Origin of the sequence: Nocardioides sp. GY 10127 (assembly GCF_004919085.1) — a bacterium.
In the GTDB taxonomy this organism is placed as follows: Bacteria; Actinomycetota; Actinomycetes; order Propionibacteriales; family Nocardioidaceae; genus Nocardioides.
Genome location: NZ_STGL01000007.1, coordinates 1 through 16,360 on the forward strand (window position 1 = coordinate 1; position 16,360 = coordinate 16,360).

Sequence of the window (16,360 nt, forward strand, 5' to 3'; positions counted from 1 at the left end):
CTCTGCCCCACCCCAACCCCGCCCATCGTCGAGGTGTTGCAGACACGCCTTGAGCCCAAGGGGCGAAGAAGGTTGCTGCCACACCGCCCACCCGGAGGCACGAGACCCGGCGGACCTGACGGTCCGCCGGGTCTGCGACATCCCACGGCGCCCCCGGCAGGATTCGAACCTGCGACCGGCGGATTAGAAGATTGTTCGCCCTCGATCCGGGGGACTCGGTGGGACCTGCGGACGCCCGGACGAGCCGCTCAAACAAAGGGTTCTGGCGGACTCAGATCTTCTGGACTAGTCCAGTGAGGCGCAGGGTTCCTGCGGACTGGCTGCGGACTGGGCGACCTCGGCAAATGCCCCGATGGCAATCGCCTAGCAGTAACAATGTGCGATTGTCAAGCCATTCATTGCTGGACGCCGTTGGCAAACCCGAATTCTAGGTCTAGGTTTCTGCCCCAACAGAAGAAGGCCCCCGAGGCGCGGACACGCCAGGGGGGCCACTGGACACGGACGCTAAAAGGGAGCGAGCCATGCCGAACCTGAGTATGCCTGACCTGCTGGTCACTGTCGTCGAGTGCCCGGACGGGGACCTCAAGTTGGTCGTGAGGGCCAAGCAGCTGCTGGACCTCGGGAGAGTCCTGTTGCGGTTCGACGAGGTGTCCAGGCGCAACATGGGGGATTACGATGCCACCCCCGTGGAGCACCGAGTCGGGGCCCTGACCCGTGAGGAGCGCGCGGCCGGCTTCAGATACTCCGACGAGTGGACGTTCAGTCCGCTCGTGCGGGAGCCCCAGGCCTATCGGAGCGACGACCACCAAGACGAGACCTGGGTAGTGGCTCCGCAGTCCATGACCGAGCAGGAGATCCGAGAGCGATTCCGCCAGGACGTTGAGCCTGGCGCTCGGTTGCTCCAGCGTCTCCCGCTCGAGGGCGGAGCGACGGGTTGGGTGTTCCGTCGCTCCTTTGCCACGGCAGCGTAAGTCTGCTACCAGCTGGACGGCCCTACTCCCTCTGCGGAGTAGGGCCTCTGCGGCTTGTCCACGTAGAAGTTTGTGGGTCCGAGGCGGCTCCGGCCGGGGTGCCGGCACCATCCGGGCGCGAGACGCCCCCTAGGCGGCCGGAACTCCCGCGGGGTCGAACGACTGCCCCGGCGAGTGGCTGTGATTCTGGGCGGCACGGTGGCAACTTGACCCGGGGTCTTTAAACGCCGGCCCACCCCTACCCCTACTCCTCACCAGATCTACCTAGGTGGCGAAATTTCGGTCAGATGCTTTCGGGGCAGGCTTGTGGGGCGGCTCAGGCGGTTTCGATTGGCCTTGAACGCCATGATGACGCGGAAGCCCTTGACTGTTCATTGGGCCCATCCCCCTTACGGGGCCTCGATGAAGTGCCCCAGTCCGAGCTCGGCCCTGGTGAGTGTTCGAACTGGACCATCGCTCGGTGCTGAGACATGACAAGATGCATCCGTGCCAAGCCTGTGGACGCGTGTCACCACCGCGCGCATTCTGGGAGCGCTTGTAACGGTCGCGATCGCATTCGTAGCGATCTGGCTCGGCGTCGCGTTCGAGCCACCCGTGGTCGTACAGGTTGCCCTGCAGGTCGTTGCCCTTCTAGCGGGCGGGATCATCGGGAATCTCCTTACTGCCGACCGCGGGAAGTCGGTGGCAGCCCAACAGGCGTCAGCCGGAATCCGACATCTCTTAGCCCAGGCTCAGCGAATGCAGCGAGAAATTATACAGACCGAGCGGCGCGCTGTGGACATACGCGCAAAGAGGCTTCAAGTTCACGGACCAGCTGTCGCCGACTGGCTCGAAGCGTACGGAAGGTCGCAGAGGAACGAGATTGATTCTATCTGGGCAAGCATCGACGACTGGGGGCATCTTTCGCCGGAAGCGCGGACAGTCGAAATGAACATGTTTAATGCCCGGAATCAGTCACCACCACCCGAGAATGAGTTGGGCGAATGAAGATCACAGGAAAGATTGCACGGATAACTTCCGATGTGGAGGTCATCATCAATCGCGGCGGCAGACATGGTGTGCGCGACGGTCAAGTTTTCGGTGTCACGTCGCCGCCCGAGAACGTCTCGGATCCGGATGACGCTGAAAGCATTGGGCGTTTCAGTCGCGTCAAAGCAAAGTTGATAGTCGTTCAGCATTCCGAAGCGTTTTGCGTGGCCCGGACGTTTGAGACGGCACAGGTTCTGCCTCCGGCCGGAATCTGGCCCGCCAGCAACCCGCTTCAGCCACCAAAATACGAAACTCGAAAGGTGCGCATAAATAGGAATGGGAAGAGTTATGTTCCCGGCGTAGATATTGAGGTCGGCGACAGTGTCACACTCCTCGGCAAGAGCGAATCCGGCGACTTTCCGTCGGTGATACTCGAATAGCGACAGGAGGATTGTGAAGGTGCATCAAGAAGATCCGAACGATCACTTCGGCGCCTACTTTGAAGTGGCCTTTCAGCGCCTATCCGAAGCTGGCCTGCTCGATAACCGAGAAGCGGTAGAGGATGCATTCATGGCAGTTGTTCACGCACTCCGGAAAGAGGGTGTCGCCTACGGGTCGACGGTCGTTGCTGAAGAAGGGCCCGCTTTGGCGGACGCAGCGAGTGAAAGGTTGGCCTTTCGGCACCGACTGCGGGCGCATTGGGGTCAGGCACTCGACACTCTCGAGATATTGATCGAAATTGTTGAGGACGCTAGTCGCCACTTTGAGAAGCGGGCGCGAATGTCGAGCGATCCTTCATTGGTATCGGAGATTTTGGGTCAATTCACTGCGAATGCTATTCGACTTGCGCGAGAAATACATGAACTTCTTTCTGCGGGGTATCCACTGGGCGCCCTGAGCCTGACCAGAACAATGCACGAGATCGCGGTCCGCGCTGGAACGATTTCGAAGATTTACGAGGAGACGGGCTCGGAGGTCGTCGCTGAAAGATATCTGGCTCATGGAGAGTGTCTCGCGTATGTCGACGCCTTGACCTTCCAGAAGAATGCTGCAACTTTGGGCTACGATCCACTGTCGGATGAACAAATGAGAGAACTTCGGGAGTCCAGTGATGCGCATTCCCTAACATACGGCAAGGGATTTTCTCAGGGTCCGTACGCATGGGCGGCCTCACTGGCGGGTCTTCCTCGCCAGCCAAAGTTCGTGGATCTAGAGAAGTTCGCAGGGCTCGATCATGAGCGCGGCTACTATAAATGGTCGAGTCATCTAATTCATGCAGATGCGCGTGCCATTCGGCTTAATCAACTTGAGCGAGGAGGGCGCTTTGTGGTTCTCACTGGACAGACGAATATAATGCTCGCCGATCCCGCCGAGTTCGCGGCGTCCAACCTGCACCGGTGCTACGTCTCGCTCACCTCATCGGTCATGCCAATGGCGGCCTTTGATGTTTTTATCTGTTCGGTGGTTGAGACGCTTCGCAAAGCTTCCGCAGAGGCCTTTGTTGAGGCCGAGGAGCGAGTCCTTTCTGCCGAACTGGAGTTACAGGCGGAATTGGCTAAAATGGGACTCCGATTCGATCCGATCGACGGAGAAGTTCCCCTGGACTGACACGTGGTGTGAGTTCAGCTGAGTCCTACGTTGACGGCAATTGCTCGTTTGCGTTGCAGCACCGCGCTCTGGGCTCCATGCAGGGATGTAGCCGGCATCAGAGTGACGTGCTCGTACGTCTTGTGTGCGGACCCCAGCCTTCGGATGCGTCCCTCGCGTTGTGCCTCTCGAGCGGGGTTCCAGCTGGATCCCACGGAGATGAGCAGGTTGCAGTGCTGGAGGTTCAGACCTCGCTCCAGGACGACATTGCCGATGAGGACCTGAGCCTCACCGGTACGGAACCGCTCCAGTGCGGACGCTCTGGCGGCGTCCTTCGCTTCGCCGCTCACCGTGGCCCAAGTGATGCCGGCGCCGGTGAGTCGCTGCTCGATCCGGTCGAGCAGGTCCAGGTACTCGCTGAACACGATCGCTGGCCTGTTCTTTTCCTGGAGGATCTCCACCAGCCTGTCCAAGACCGCGGACGACTCGGGAGCGGTCAGGCCAGCCTTCTGCCGTGCGTGGAAGGTCGCGGCAGGCTGCGCCAGTCGGCGGGCGGCGTCGTACGCAGCCCGCTGCTCTTCGTTGAGGGGCACCCACTCGACGGGCTCGGCGGTAGCGTTCTGGGGTAGGGGGAGCCCAACCTCCTCCGCCGTCCTGCGGAGCATGCACCCGCTGAGGAACGCGCGGACTTCTGCCGCCGCTGAGTCGTTGAGCCATCCGAGCGGCCTTCGTGAGACGGCGCCCGTCCGCGGGTCCACGAACTGCTCCCACTCGACGAGGTCCTCGAATTCCCGGGTGTTCCACAGGCCCGGTGTCCCGATGGCAGCAAGGATGCGGTGCAACTCGCGGGGCTCATTCTCCAAGGGGGTCGCTGTTACCCCGACGACTCGTCGAGTGGCGACGGTCTGGAAGCCTCTGATCGCCTCCCACGTCTTGCCGCCCCCGCGGAGCTTGCCGATCTCGTCCAGTACCAGCATGGAGAAGTCGTGGGTCCCGAGCCAGGCCTGCCTTGCGGTCGCGCTCTCGTACCCGACGATGAGCACATCGGCCGGGCCTAGGCGCCGCATCTCCTGCTGCCAGCGGCTGCTGGCGATCTCCTTCGCGGTGGCGGTCATGACGACCATGCCCGGGGCGAATAGTCCGAACTCGTCGAGGGTCTGGTCGATGAGGCTTACGTCCGTCACCCACAGGACACGACTCAGAGGGTGGCGGCCGGCGAAGGGGAGTTCCTCTGAATCCAGGAGTAGCTGGATCGAGACGATCAGCGTGGCGGTCTTCCCCAGCCCGACCTCGTCGGCCAGCAGTGCGCGCTCATTTCCTTGCTTGGTCAACCACAGCACCCCATCGCGCTGGTGGGCCTGTAGCGCGTTCTGCGGGCCTTGAGCGCTTCTGGTGAAGGGGAGGTTATCGAGTGTCGTGTTCGCGCCTGAGAGGCGATTCTGGGGCTTCTGAGAGGGCATTCTGGCGTGGCCTTTCGGGGTACCCGAAACTGACCCCAATTCAAGGGGTAAATCGGATTGGCTATTGATTGGTGCAGGGCCGATTAGGGCCGGTTGAAGCGCTGGCGGAAATCGGTTCGCTCGCGGGTATGCCGATCTCGTCGTCGAGCTGCCTTGTTCTTCACGCCCAAGAGCCGGGAGAGACGATCCATCTGCTCGAGGGTGGGGTTCACGCGCGTCCAGGTATGTCCGCGCTTCTCCACAAGGCCAGAGTCTCTTAGTGTCCGCAGATGTTTGAGGACCGTGGCGTGAGCGACTGGGGTGCAGCGCATCTGACATATCGCTTTGGCCGTTGCCGGATATTCCGCCGCCGCCTCCCAGGTTTCGCGACAGGACAGGCCGAGGCCGCTCCCGTTCGAGAAGATATCCTCGAGAATCTTGCTCTCTTCTGCACACATAGCCTTCGGCCCCCGTAGTAAAGGCAATGTGTGTGTAACTGGCAAAGATTTCGCTTCCCGTGGTTGTAGAAGCTCATAGGAGAACGAGGCCCCAGCCTCGGTTCTCCTGTCGGCGAGTCGCCTGATCAGGGCAAGATCACCGAGGCGGAGCAGCGACTGGCTGACGGTGCCGGGCGACACCCCGGCAGCGTCCGAGAGGCGCCGTAGTGAGGCGTCCACCAGCAGGCTGGACGCTTCATCGGCGATGCCGAGCAGCGCTGCATAGACGGCTCGGTCCGAGGCGCCTGTTCGCGCGTTCCAGGCGTGGAGTCCCATCTGCGCTCTTAGCGCGTGTACGCGGGGTCGGGAGACCGCTGAGGGCGGGTTCTCTCGCACGAAGGCGGTGGCCCGCCTCCAGACCTCGTCGGCGTAGTCGGCGCGTCTTGCCGGTGGCAGCTCGTGGAACTTGGATGTCACCGCTGTTTCCTTGGCGGCGAGCAGCCCCGTGAAGTCCTCGAAGGTGCAGCGGTGGTTCACCAGCACGACCGCCGCCTTGTAGACGGTGCGCCCACGGTCGATGACGCCTCGCTTGGACACCACGTGCTGGGGGTCTAACCACCACAACATTTGTTCGACTTTGTCCGGTATTCGACCCGGACGCTGCTCCCGGAACCACCGGAGCGCCGCGGCGGGGTCGAGATCAACGATCTCCGACCGCCCCCCGAGTCTGTGAGGCGCGTAGGGGGGTCTCGTCATGCCGCCGCGGACGACGTCCCATCGGGGCGGCGTCATACCAGCGGTCTCGAGTCGAGCCTTCAGGTACTCGTAGCTCCAGCCGGGCGGCATCAGCACCCATAGGTGCTGGTGCCCCGGCCGCCCGCTGTTGCACAGAACAGTTCGGCAGCCCTGAGACTGCAAGTAGGCCTGCACTGGGGCAGCCCAGGTGCGCAACTCCGGGGTATCCAGGTCGAGCGCCGCGACGGAGTCCACCGGCACGACCCCGTACGCGGTCCCCGACGCGGCAGCCTCGTGCACTGGCGCGTACCCCAGACGCTTATTGCTTTCGCCGATGAACATTGCCTCGCCCGACCGGGAGACGGCCAGCGCGAAGGCGCCGGCCATCTCCACGGCCTTGGGCAGGCTGCTCACTCGGACCCATCCGGTGCTGCGCTGATCGGCGCCGTCACCAGTGGATATGAGCGCAGCAGCAGAGGGTCTCTCTCGAGCAGCCCGTCGTACAGGTACGACTGGAACTGAGTGTCGCCCCGGACCATGCGGTCCACCAGTTCGGTGTAGAAGGCCCGGACGCCGGCCTGGGAGGCAGCGTCGGGTCCTCCGTTGCCCGCGGCCAGCGACGCCTCGAAGTAGGTCACGAACTGCTGTCGAACGGCGAGGTACAAGCCGAGCATCTGTATGTCCGTGCGAGTCGGGTCGTTCGCCAGGCTCGGGGTCTGCGTCATCGTCGTGAGGTCGGCGATGTAGCGGTCGAACTTGGTCGAGTCGACCGTGCCGTAGTCCGCCGCCCAGGCATCGTTCTCGGCCTGGAGCTGAGCCACGGCCTGTCGCTTAACGGCGACAAGCGGGGGACTGTCTTCATACGACGACAACCCCATCTGCTCGGCAGCGTTCTCCAGCCCCGAGGTGAGGGCGTTGTACTTGCTCCACCCTCGTGCCACCTGTGCGTCCTCCATCGCCGCCCGAGGGTCGGCGTAGGAGTAGTAGGTGTCCGACGAGCCGGTCTGCACCTGCTCGTCCCGCAGCCAGTTGCGAGCGACTTGGTTGTACTCGGCGTACTCGGGATCGTTGGCCTCGATCTCGGCTGCATACCCGCCGATCACCGCCCTGGTGAGGGCGGGGTCGACGTTCTGGAGGACCGGCTTGTAGGTCTTGATGGCCTCCACCCACGCCGAGTCAGCGGTGCTGATGCCGGCGGGGTTCTCCGCCCCTGAGGAGATCAGGGGCAGGTACGCCTCGCCGTACTTGGACTTGAACCTGTCGTAGGCCCAGTCGAAGTCCTTGCCCTCGGCACGGGCCTGCTCCTGGATCTGGTACCAGCCCTGCTGGACCACGGCGTACCGCGACTGCGGGGTGGCCGGGGCGGGGGACAGGCTGTTCCACAGGACACGGTGGAACATCCGCGAGGACGCCTCATTGGCGGCGTCGTCCAGGATCTGGTTGCGCTCGGCCTGCGTGGGCTCCCGCCCGTTCTTCACCCAGAAGTCCACAGTCATGTCCTGGGTCTCCTGGGCCAGGGCGGAGTTGTACTCCTGGAGCCCGATGCCCGTGGTGTCGAGCGTCTTGAGGACGTCGCTCACCACGCCCGGCGCTGCGTCGGACTCGCCGTAGGCCAGCGCACGCTTCATCGTGGCAGGGATCAGGGAGTCCACCGTCGACTGCGACGGGTAGGGGTTGAAGACCGCTGCCAGCCGGGCAATGTCAGGCTCCTCGGCGTACTTCTTGGCGAAGTAGTCGATGGGCAGCTGAGCAATCGGACCCAGACCGGGGTTGGTCGGCCCCTGGGGCATGATGAGGTTGAAGGCAGCCTCGTTGATGTACCAGTTGGACTGGTCCTCGGTGATGTCCTTGCCGGGCATCTGGAGCAGGATGCGGTGGTTCACGCTCGGCAGGGAGCCGGGCTTCACCGGCTCGCCGGTCTCGGAGTCGATGACGATGCCCGCGTAGCGGGGCGCGTCGAAGGCGAGAGCGATCTTGCGCAGGATCGACGGGTCCTCCGAGCTCAGCCGCCACCAGCGCGTCAGCGCCTCCTGGTGGGCGGCGAAGAACGGGCTGATGAACCGCATGACGTGCGCGGCGTGGCTGTGGGCGGAGAGGTCGAACAGCGTGTTCCGCACGTCCGTCATGGCCCGCTTCCGGGCGATGCGGGCGATGTCGTCCAGGTCGGCCTGGTTGAACAGCGTCTGCCCCGCAGCCTTGCGGACGTCCATGACGTCCTGGGCGTGGGTGCGGTACATCGACACGAAGTACGGGTGCCGCGAGAGCTGGTCGGTGGGCACCTCGGAGAGGTACCGCATGACGTTGTTCAGCGCGTTGCCCACCAGCCGCACACCCTGGTTGGAGCCCAGGGTGTCGCCAGCGGCCATGCCGTGGACGGCGGGACGCAGGCCCTCGGCGGTCAGCTTGTTGAGCTGACGAGCCGAGACGCGACCCTTGACCAGAGCATCCCTCACGCCCTCGTTGGGCACGTAGTCCAGGAGCATGGACTGGATGCGGTGGCCCCAGTCCTCGGGGTCTGCGGCGAAGTGGGGAAGCCTCCGCCGCAGCGCGGCCTGCTCGGGGGAGCGGACCCAGGCGGCGAAGTCCTCGACACTGCCGCCCTTGAGGAAGAACATCGCGGCCGGGGAGTTCCGCACCTGATAGTTGAGCGTGTCCGCCCAGGCGTCCAGGTAGCCGGCCTCGGTGGGCTGGATGGTCCGGTAGGCCCCGGTCATCATGCGCTTCACGGACTGGTCGTCCACGCCGCGCATCTGCGCCTCGTAGGTGTCGGCCGACGAAGCAGCATCGCGAGTCAGCGCGCCGTACTGGCCGCCGTAGGCGCCCTCGAGCGTCTGCCCGTCGATGGTGATGTCCTGCTCGCCGAGGTGGCGCTTGGGCTCCAGGAGCCCCTTGCGCCCTGCCATGAGGGCTTCCTCGATCTGCGCCTTGCGCCGGGTGAGCTGCTCCGGGGACTCGCCCAGGTTCTCCTGGAGGTAGGCCAGGTGGGCCTCCTTCTGGGCCAGCGTCTGCTCAGCCTTGTCCGCCTTCGCCGCAGCGCCGGCGTCACCGGCCTCCGCAGCGGCACGCCACTTGGTGATCTGCCCACGGATGCCGCCCACCGAGCGCTGGAGCTTGGTGAGGTCGGCGTAGCGAGCGTGCCACGCCTCGGTGAGGTCGTCGTCGAGCATGGCCTTGATCTCGCTGTGCTCCGTCTGGAGCCGGCGCAGGCCGCGCTCGGCCTCGACCCTGCGGCCCACGGCGTTGTACCCGAGGTTGCCCAGGGCCTCGCCGGTGTTGCGACCGACGTGTCCCATGAAGCCAGCCGTGCCGAGGCGGGCCCAGATGCGGGCCTCCTCGTCCATCAAGACGCGGACGGGGTAGCCGAGGCGGAACAGGACGGAAAACTTCCACAGCCTGGTCAGCGAGGCGAAGCTATCGACCAGCATGTCCATCGCCGTGGCTCGAGCCGTGATGGCACGGTCGAGCCCTTCGGCGCCGGCGTTCTTCATCCGCCACAGGCGGTTGAACTCGGCAGCGTCACGCTTCCACGCCTTGGAGAGCTTCCCCAGGGTGCCGAACTCGCGCTCCATCGCCTTGCGGGCCGTGTGGATGTCGAGCAGCGGGACCTTGTTCGCCAGCTGGGTCTCCAGCAGCGGGAGGTGGACCGGCATCCCGGACTCGTCCGGGATCTCGTCCACACGCCAGGTGCGGTCCTTGGCGGGCGCGCCCCAGGACGAGGTGGAGTCCTCGACCTTGGCCGCGTTCCGCGCACGCATGGTGTCGTTGAGGACGGCCTGGCGCTCGGGGGTCTGCTCCGTCGCGGCGTAGGCCCGGCCACGGATGGCGGAGGTACGGGCTGCGCGGGTGCGCGAGCCCTTCTCCATCACCGCACGGATCAGGTCGGAGTCGATGATCGTGCCGGTCTTCTCGCCCGCCTTGGCGTTGAACTCCGCCGCCAGGCTCTGGAGGGAGTGGTGCTCCACTTCCTCGATGAGCTTCATCTTCTCGGTCTCGTTCTGAGCCAGGAAGACGCGGTTGAGCATCGCTCGTCGGGTGTCGTCCGCCACGCTCGACAGGCGCATCATCGAGTCGAGCTCAGTGCCTGCCCGGCCCCACTCATCAAGGTTCACCACGCCGGTGAAGTGGGCCTGGCGCAGCGCCTTGGAGACGGTGGCAGGAGCCTTTGTGTACACCTTCATCGGCACGCCGGCCGTCCGCATCACGACCAGCGGGACGTGAGCGGCCGACTTCTGGAAGACGGTGGAGGCAGAGGCGCCGTCCTTGGCCCGCCGAGCGGCCCAGGCGTCCACGGCGTCGTGCTTGGCCGCGAGCTTCTGGGCCAGCGACTGGTTGTTCTCGCGCCCGAGCGCACGCGCACCCACGCCGTGGTAGGCGGGGGCGTGGCGCAGGGTGGAGTCGGTGCCGGTCTGGAGGTCGATGCGACCGTTCCAGTCATCCACGAACTTCTGGACCGATCCCTCGTTGTCGAGGTTCTTGATCTGGTTCTCGAGGTGCTGGATGAATGCCGGGTTGCTCTTCAGCTCCGGGCGCAGGGTTGTGGTGGTGAGGTCGAGGACCGAGCCCTTGGAGTAGTTCTTCAGGGCGTCGGTGATCTCGGCGGGAGCGATCTTCTCGCTCTCCAGCCGAGCGATCTGGGAACGGTCGCCCATCGCCACGGCGAGCACGCGGCGCTGGGTGTCGCGCACCAGGGCCGGGTCCTTCAGCTTCTGGGCGTCGGCCAGCAGGCCGGCGACCACCTGGGGGTTGGTGCCGTACCGGTTGAGCTCCGGGGTGGCTGCCAGGATCTCGGGGGCGGTCAGCGCCCGGGACTGGCTGTTGGCACCGTTGATGAAGCCGAGGTAGTTGTCGGTCCGCGACGTGAGGGTGGAGTCCCCGCCCGTCACGGCCTTCAGGAAGCCGGCCCGCTCGCCGGCCGTCAGCTCGCCGAAGCGGGCGGTGTTGACCGCCACGCCTCCGGCCTTGAGGGCCAGGCCCGTCGGGTCGAGCAGCAGGATGCCCGCGATGTTGGCGCCCCAGGAGATCCCGGCCGCCTGGCCGGGGTGCTCCTGCGAGGTGCGCTCGTCGTAGGCGTTGCCGTAGTCCAGCGGGTCGAACCCGTCTGCGTTGCTGTAGACGAGCATGTTCGCCAGGGACTGGCCGGCGTTCTGGTCGTCCGACTGCTTCCAGGCGGCGGCCCAGTCGTCGGGGCTCGCCCAGACGTGGCCCGCGATAGCCGCAGACGCAAGCAAGCCGTCCGCGCTGAACCGATCCAGGCCGGCGGTAGCCGCCTCCTGGTGCGTGCTCATCGTGGCGAGGGTGGAGATCGGGCGGTTCAGGCCCATGTCTAGGAGCCAGTTGGCGCCGTTGAGGGCGTCCACCGCGAGGCCCGTGGCGCGGGTGCTTTGGAGTGTCATGAGGCCGGCGGCATCGGCCGCACGGCTGGAGATGGCGTTGACGACAGACCCGAAGTCGTCGTCCTTGTCGTCGAACGGCATCTGGGCGAGGTCGAGGACCACGCCAGTGGGGGCAGCAAGAGTGCCGCCGAGGGCCTTGCTGGTGCGCTTGAGCGATTCCCAGAATGAAGTCATGAGCCGGCCACCCGGTTCTGCTCCATCCAGCGCGCCACCTCGGTCAGCCGGTAGCGGTAGTGCTTTCCAATCCGGCATCGGGGGATGCCAAGTCGTGCCTGGTTGTCATAGATCCAGGCGCGTTCCTTGCCGAGGAACTCGGCAACTTCACGGATGTCCACGAACGGTTCAACGGGCATAGCCCTGACCTCTCTCGAAGCGTCAATGCGGTCCGGTTGGGCCGCGCAACTGTTTCTGTGAGACGCGTTCCTGTGTTGGCTTCGAGTGCTGCCTGTTCTGGCTCCAAAGCCCAAGCTAGCAGTGGCTCGTACTGTTGTCTACTGTTACAGTACGAACATGAATGGTGTGGCGGAGGCACTGAAGCCGAGCGGCCTGCTCTCGAGCGAGGAAAGCCCCGAGGTTGAGGCAGTGCTGATGGAGGGTGTCGAGCAATTCGGGGCCATCTGGTTCGGCCGACTGAACGCGTGGGAGGTGATCGGGGTGGAGGTGGAACCAAGGGCGAACTTGGCGACGCTTGATCAGCGGCGACTGGCGATGCTCAAGGAGAGGCTCGCGTACCTGGCTGACTGCCTCGCTCTCGGCCAGGTCGCCCCGCTCACGCAATCCACTTGGCGCTCGGTCCCACTTGCCGCGGCCAAGCAATACCGCTCTGACCGCCGGCTCATGTCCCTACTTGATCGGCCTAGCGGCCTGACGATGGCTGAGCTGGAGTCAGGGCGCCTGACGCCGTCTCAGCGGACGCAATGGCACATGCTCCAGGACGCTTCCGACTACACGGCGGCTCGTGCCGTCGGAGTCGCGCCGCTCGAGTTGATCGCGGCCCGGCGGCAGATCGGCCAACCGGCCGCGATGCAAAGGGTCAACCGAGCCAGGAAGGCCGGGCTTCTGGCGGCCGAGAAGTCCGGAGGGCTGACAGCGGAAGCGCGCGCCCTCCGAGCGCACCTGATTGAGCTGGCGACCGGGAGACGGATTCTAGGAGAGGCGTAGAGATGGCCAGTGCGACGAAGCGAGGTCCAGGAAAGTGGCTAGGTCGCTATCGGGGTCCTGACGGTCGAGAGCGAACGCGTACCTTCCAGACGAAGGGCGAGGCGACAGCCTGGGCTCAGCAGCAGGAGCTGCGGATGCGCAGCAACGACTGGACGGACCCGTCTCGTGGGCGCGTGACGTTGGATGACTTCGCGCCCCTTTGGTTCGACTCCCTCAATGTGAAGCCGAAGACGCTGGCCGGGTATCGATCGCTGTACGACACCCATATCGGCCCGCGGTTTGGGAAGGTCCGGCTCGACCGGCTGGCTTACCCAGACATCAAGGGTTGGGTGTCTCGGCTCACCGTGGCGCCGGCCAAGGGGGCGGCGTCTGCGACACAACGCCGTGCGATGAGCGCTGGGCGCAAGAAGCAGGCCTATCAGGTTCTCTGCTCGATTCTGGACCTGGCCGTGGAGGACGGTCGGCTCAGCCGCAACCCAGCCAAGTCTGCCGCAGGCAGCACCAAGGGGATGGTTCCCAGGGCGCCCAAGAACCGTACGCACGTGTATCTGACGCACGCCCAGGTGCACGCCCTCGCGGGTCACATGGGTGACTCGCGGGTGCTCTTCCTGGTGCTCGCATACGGAGGGCTGCGGTGGAGCGAGGCCTCCGCCCTGCGCCTGCGGGACGTCGATCTCCTCCGGGCGCGGCTGCACGTGCGGCAGACGTTCTCCGAGATCGGCGGGAAGTTGACCGTCAGCACTCCAAAGAATCACGCCACCCGCAGCGTTCCGATCCCAGCATTCGTCGTGTCCGAGCTGGAGGCTCAGATGACGGGCAAGGGCCCAGACGACCTCATCTTCAGCGCGCCGAACGGCGGCCCGTGGAGCAACAGCAACTTCAGGGCCAGGCGATACGCCCCGGCTCTCAAGGCTGTCGGGCTCGAGGGCCTTCGGATTCACGACCTGAGGCACACGGCCGCCTCGCTGGCCGTGCAGTCGGGAGCCAATGTGAAGGCCGTCCAGAGGATGTTGGGGCACTCGACGGCAGCGATGACGCTCGACGTGTACGCCGATCTGTTCGACGACGACCTGGACCAAGTCGCGGAGCGGCTGAACGTTGCCGCGCTCCAGGCCCTTGCTGTGGGTGGTGTCGCCGTCTCGCGTTTCCCGGGCTCCTAGGCCCGGCGCCTGGTGCCCTGTCAGGGGCTTGGGGGGCCGCTCCCGGCCGGCGGGCGGCGCCGGCGGACAGGTGTTGCCCGCCGGCTCCGGCCGAGGAGGGCGTCACTCAGACGGACAGTCGGTGTTGGAGCCCGGCTCGTCGTTCGTGGCGATGCACTCCTGCTTCTTGACGGGGGCCTGGAAGTCTTCCGCGGTCTGAGGAGCGTCGTGGAAGAAGAAGGCGAAGCATCCGATCATGACGAGGATGCCGGCGACGGAGACGGCTCTGGGCGTGGTGATACGAAGGTGGGGCAGGGTGGGCATGGTGGGACCTTTCGGGGTGGTCGGCCAGGGATGGATGGCCGGGTCTCGCGGCGACACTCTCGAGGTGCCGCTCACGTGTGGACGGTGCCCGAGCTCCGTGTTGGGCCTCCCCGGTTGCACTATGGCGCGGGTCACGCTTGGGCGCAGAGTCCCGGTGGGTCGCGTCGACTATCCCCATCACCACTTGTGATACCGGGGTGTCACACGGCGGGCTTGTCGGCGAGGCGCTTCGGCCGCTTGGCCGGATGAGCAGCGTGCTGCCGGAATCTGTCGCCCATTCCCTGGCCGTAGGGATGGGGTATCAGAGGCACCACCTCTCGAAACTGGGGGCTCGCTAGACCCGGCGAGCCGAGCGGCGAACGGCTCACCATCGGCGGTCAGGTACTCGCTGGGCATCCCCTCGGCCGCAGGCTACGGACGCGCTCGGAACATGTGCCCCGCGCTCCCGGTCGAATCGTCCGCGAAACCTCGTTAGGGCCGCGTGACTGAGCTTGCGGACGTTGCGCTTGTCTCCGAGTGGCACGTTGTTCGTGGATCTAACAAGTAGGCAGGGGACCTGGACCTTGGTCGACGCCCCACTATTTCGCCGCCAGTCCTTCGCTACCAGCGCGCCGGCCGCGTGCGAGGCTCCCGCGCATCTCTAGTCCCCATAGCGATTCGGGAAGTCGTTCTCGCATCCGACTTGGAGGACGCCGTCCCGGAAGGCGGTCGCGGTGGTCGGGTCGTTCGCAAGCGACACCATGAGGTCGATCTTGTTCTGCCACTCGGGGTCCGTGGCCGCGCTGTTCTCCAAGGCGGTCAGGGCGTCACCAACGGCCGGAACGCTGAGAATGCCGTCGGCGCCCGTGACCCCGGCAACCTGATTAGTCGGGTCGTGTACGGCGTCGCAGAAGGCAGCCAGCTCACTCACTCCAGGTTCGTCGCTGCCGCCGCAGCTGACGACCCAGGGAACCAGGGCGAGCAGCAGCAGAGGCGGGACGCGCGTCATGTGGGAGATGACATCAGAGGCTGGCCCCTCGGGGGGGCCGATGTTGCGGCGGTGCCAGGAAGTTCCGACGGATGGGCTAATCCCGCGAAGGGCCCATCCACGCGTGTTCCGGTAGGAGCCCTCCCACGTCCAAGCGAAGGCCCCGGGCCTGCACCATGGCCAGGGACAACGAGAACCGGGCCTCATCGCTGACGCCTCGGGCCACGCCGAGGGGCCGGGTCTCCTCCCGTGTGAGCGTCAAGTTCGTCCCGTACAGTCCGTTCAGTCGCCACACTTCGACTGGGTGCGGCTGCGTCACGTTGAAGACGCACAGCATCTGCCACCGGTCTCCAAGTGCCGCGGCGGTCCGCATCTCGCGGTCGACAAAGGTGACGTCGCCATAGCCGCCACGGGACTTGACCTCAGCGGCGACTCGTAGGTCGCCGCGGCTGGCAAGAAGGTCGGCGGAGACGGCCCCGGAATGTGTGCCCCCGGAAACTGACGCCACCAGGTTGAAGAGAGCGGGCGAACCGCCCGGGGAAATGTCCTCGACCGAGTCGAACTCCCGACGGAGGATCGCCATGGCCACCAGCATTCCCCGCTGCTCGGCCTCGAGGTATCTCGCCTTCACCGCGCCATCCTCCTTGCGTTCGCTCATGCTCGCGGACAGCCTCACGGCGCCGAGGCCCAAGGCACAAGGGGAGGGTGCCCCGTCGTGAAATCGGGCAGGGGCAACAACCAAGCCCCTGTCTAAACGTGCTCCTCCCAGACAGGGCTGGACTGACAGTCTGAGACCGTGCAGAAGTCGAGTGCCGGCATGGTCGCTGCCGTGGCCGCGACAGCTCTTGTCGCAGGCCTCGCCGGAGGGGCCGGTGGTGCGTTCCTGCTGCGAGGTCAACTGCGAGGCGAGCAGGGAGAAAGGGGAGCCGCTGGAGTGCCAGGTCCAGCGGGGAGCGCGGGGCCGGCAGGGGCGCCAGGGGCTCCCGGGGCGCCCGGGGCGCCCGGGGCGCCCGGCAAGCTCTCACCCCAGCAAGCCGAAACCCTGGACGGGCTCGTCGCTCAGGTGGAGGCCTTGAGTGCGCTCGAGCCCAGTTCGAGTACCCCGGCGGGCACGTACGTCCTCGTTGCATCCGTCGACGGTGATCCCAACTTCGGCTGTCCAGACGGTGCGCACTTCGTCGGGTTCACTTCCCTGCCCACGCGGAGTGGCATCGCCTACAGCGCGACTCTCTGCCTGA

Annotated in this window: 13 protein-coding genes; 6 read left to right on the forward strand and 7 right to left on the reverse strand. The window is 65.5% G+C overall.

What is annotated here, in order from left to right; all coding sequences use genetic code 11:
- Positions 1-521 precede the first annotated feature (521 nt).
- The 4 genes from E8D37_RS12465 to E8D37_RS12480 all read left to right on the forward strand — a co-directional run bounded on the left by E8D37_RS12465 (position 522) and on the right by E8D37_RS12480 (position 3,548).
- Entirely contained in the window at positions 522-971 is a 450-nt protein-coding gene (locus tag E8D37_RS12465) for a hypothetical protein (RefSeq protein ID WP_136570133.1), read from the forward strand.
- A gap of 486 nt (positions 972-1,457) precedes the next feature.
- Positions 1,458-1,958 (forward strand): hypothetical protein, encoded by a 501-nt coding sequence (locus E8D37_RS12470; protein WP_136570134.1) that lies wholly within the window; start codon positions 1,458-1,460, stop codon positions 1,956-1,958.
- A complete protein-coding gene (locus E8D37_RS12475) occupies positions 1,955-2,380 on the forward strand; it encodes a hypothetical protein (RefSeq protein ID WP_136570135.1) in 426 nt (141 codons plus the stop codon). Before E8D37_RS12470 ends, E8D37_RS12475 begins: the two co-directional genes overlap by 4 nt.
- 19 nt (positions 2,381-2,399) lie before the next feature.
- The gene (locus E8D37_RS12480) at positions 2,400-3,548 is read left to right on the forward strand and encodes a DUF5677 domain-containing protein (RefSeq protein WP_136570136.1); all 1,149 of its coding nucleotides are present in this window, start codon (positions 2,400-2,402) and stop codon (positions 3,546-3,548) included.
- A 14-nt stretch (positions 3,549-3,562) separates the two neighbouring features.
- On the opposite strand, the gene E8D37_RS12485 is transcribed toward E8D37_RS12480, so the two are convergent.
- From E8D37_RS12485 to E8D37_RS12500, 4 genes are all read right to left on the reverse strand, one after another.
- Complete coding sequence (locus tag E8D37_RS12485; protein ID WP_168929743.1) at positions 3,563-4,987, reverse strand: DEAD/DEAH box helicase; 1,425 nt, start codon at positions 4,985-4,987, stop codon at positions 3,563-3,565.
- 83 nt (positions 4,988-5,070) lie between these two features.
- Positions 5,071-6,552, reverse strand: a complete 1,482-nt coding sequence (locus tag E8D37_RS19885) for a hypothetical protein (RefSeq protein WP_168929744.1) — start codon at positions 6,550-6,552, stop codon at positions 5,071-5,073.
- Positions 6,549-11,705: a hypothetical protein gene (locus tag E8D37_RS12495; protein ID WP_136570138.1), complete on the reverse strand. Its 5,157-nt coding sequence runs from the start codon at positions 11,703-11,705 to the stop codon at positions 6,549-6,551. Before E8D37_RS12495 ends, E8D37_RS19885 begins: the two co-directional genes overlap by 4 nt.
- Positions 11,702-11,884, reverse strand: a complete 183-nt coding sequence (locus E8D37_RS12500) for a helix-turn-helix domain-containing protein (protein WP_136570139.1) — start codon at positions 11,882-11,884, stop codon at positions 11,702-11,704. Before E8D37_RS12500 ends, E8D37_RS12495 begins: the two co-directional genes overlap by 4 nt.
- A gap of 157 nt (positions 11,885-12,041) precedes the next feature.
- On the opposite strand from E8D37_RS12500, the gene E8D37_RS12505 reads away from it, so the two are divergent.
- Together E8D37_RS12505 and E8D37_RS12510 are read left to right on the forward strand one after the other, a co-directional pair.
- Positions 12,042-12,692 carry a hypothetical protein gene (locus tag E8D37_RS12505; RefSeq protein ID WP_136570140.1) on the forward strand — a complete coding sequence of 217 codons (651 nt, stop codon included), beginning with the start codon at positions 12,042-12,044 and terminating at the stop codon, positions 12,690-12,692.
- A 134-nt stretch (positions 12,693-12,826) separates the two neighbouring features.
- Positions 12,827-13,852 carry a site-specific integrase gene (locus E8D37_RS12510; RefSeq protein WP_168929745.1) on the forward strand — a complete coding sequence of 342 codons (1,026 nt, stop codon included), beginning with the start codon at positions 12,827-12,829 and terminating at the stop codon, positions 13,850-13,852.
- 102 nt (positions 13,853-13,954) lie between these two features.
- On the opposite strand, the gene E8D37_RS12515 is transcribed toward E8D37_RS12510, so the two are convergent.
- The 3 genes from E8D37_RS12515 to E8D37_RS12525 all read right to left on the reverse strand — a co-directional run bounded on the left by E8D37_RS12515 (position 13,955) and on the right by E8D37_RS12525 (position 15,780).
- On the reverse strand, positions 13,955-14,155 hold the full coding sequence (locus tag E8D37_RS12515) for a hypothetical protein (protein ID WP_136570142.1): 201 nt from the start codon (positions 14,153-14,155) through the stop codon (positions 13,955-13,957).
- A 640-nt stretch (positions 14,156-14,795) separates the two neighbouring features.
- A complete protein-coding gene (locus E8D37_RS12520; RefSeq protein ID WP_136570143.1) occupies positions 14,796-15,143 on the reverse strand; it encodes a hypothetical protein in 348 nt (115 codons plus the stop codon).
- A 76-nt stretch (positions 15,144-15,219) separates the two neighbouring features.
- The gene (locus E8D37_RS12525) at positions 15,220-15,780 is read right to left on the reverse strand and encodes a hypothetical protein (RefSeq protein ID WP_136570144.1); all 561 of its coding nucleotides are present in this window, start codon (positions 15,778-15,780) and stop codon (positions 15,220-15,222) included.
- Between the last annotated feature and the right edge of the window lie 580 nt (positions 15,781-16,360).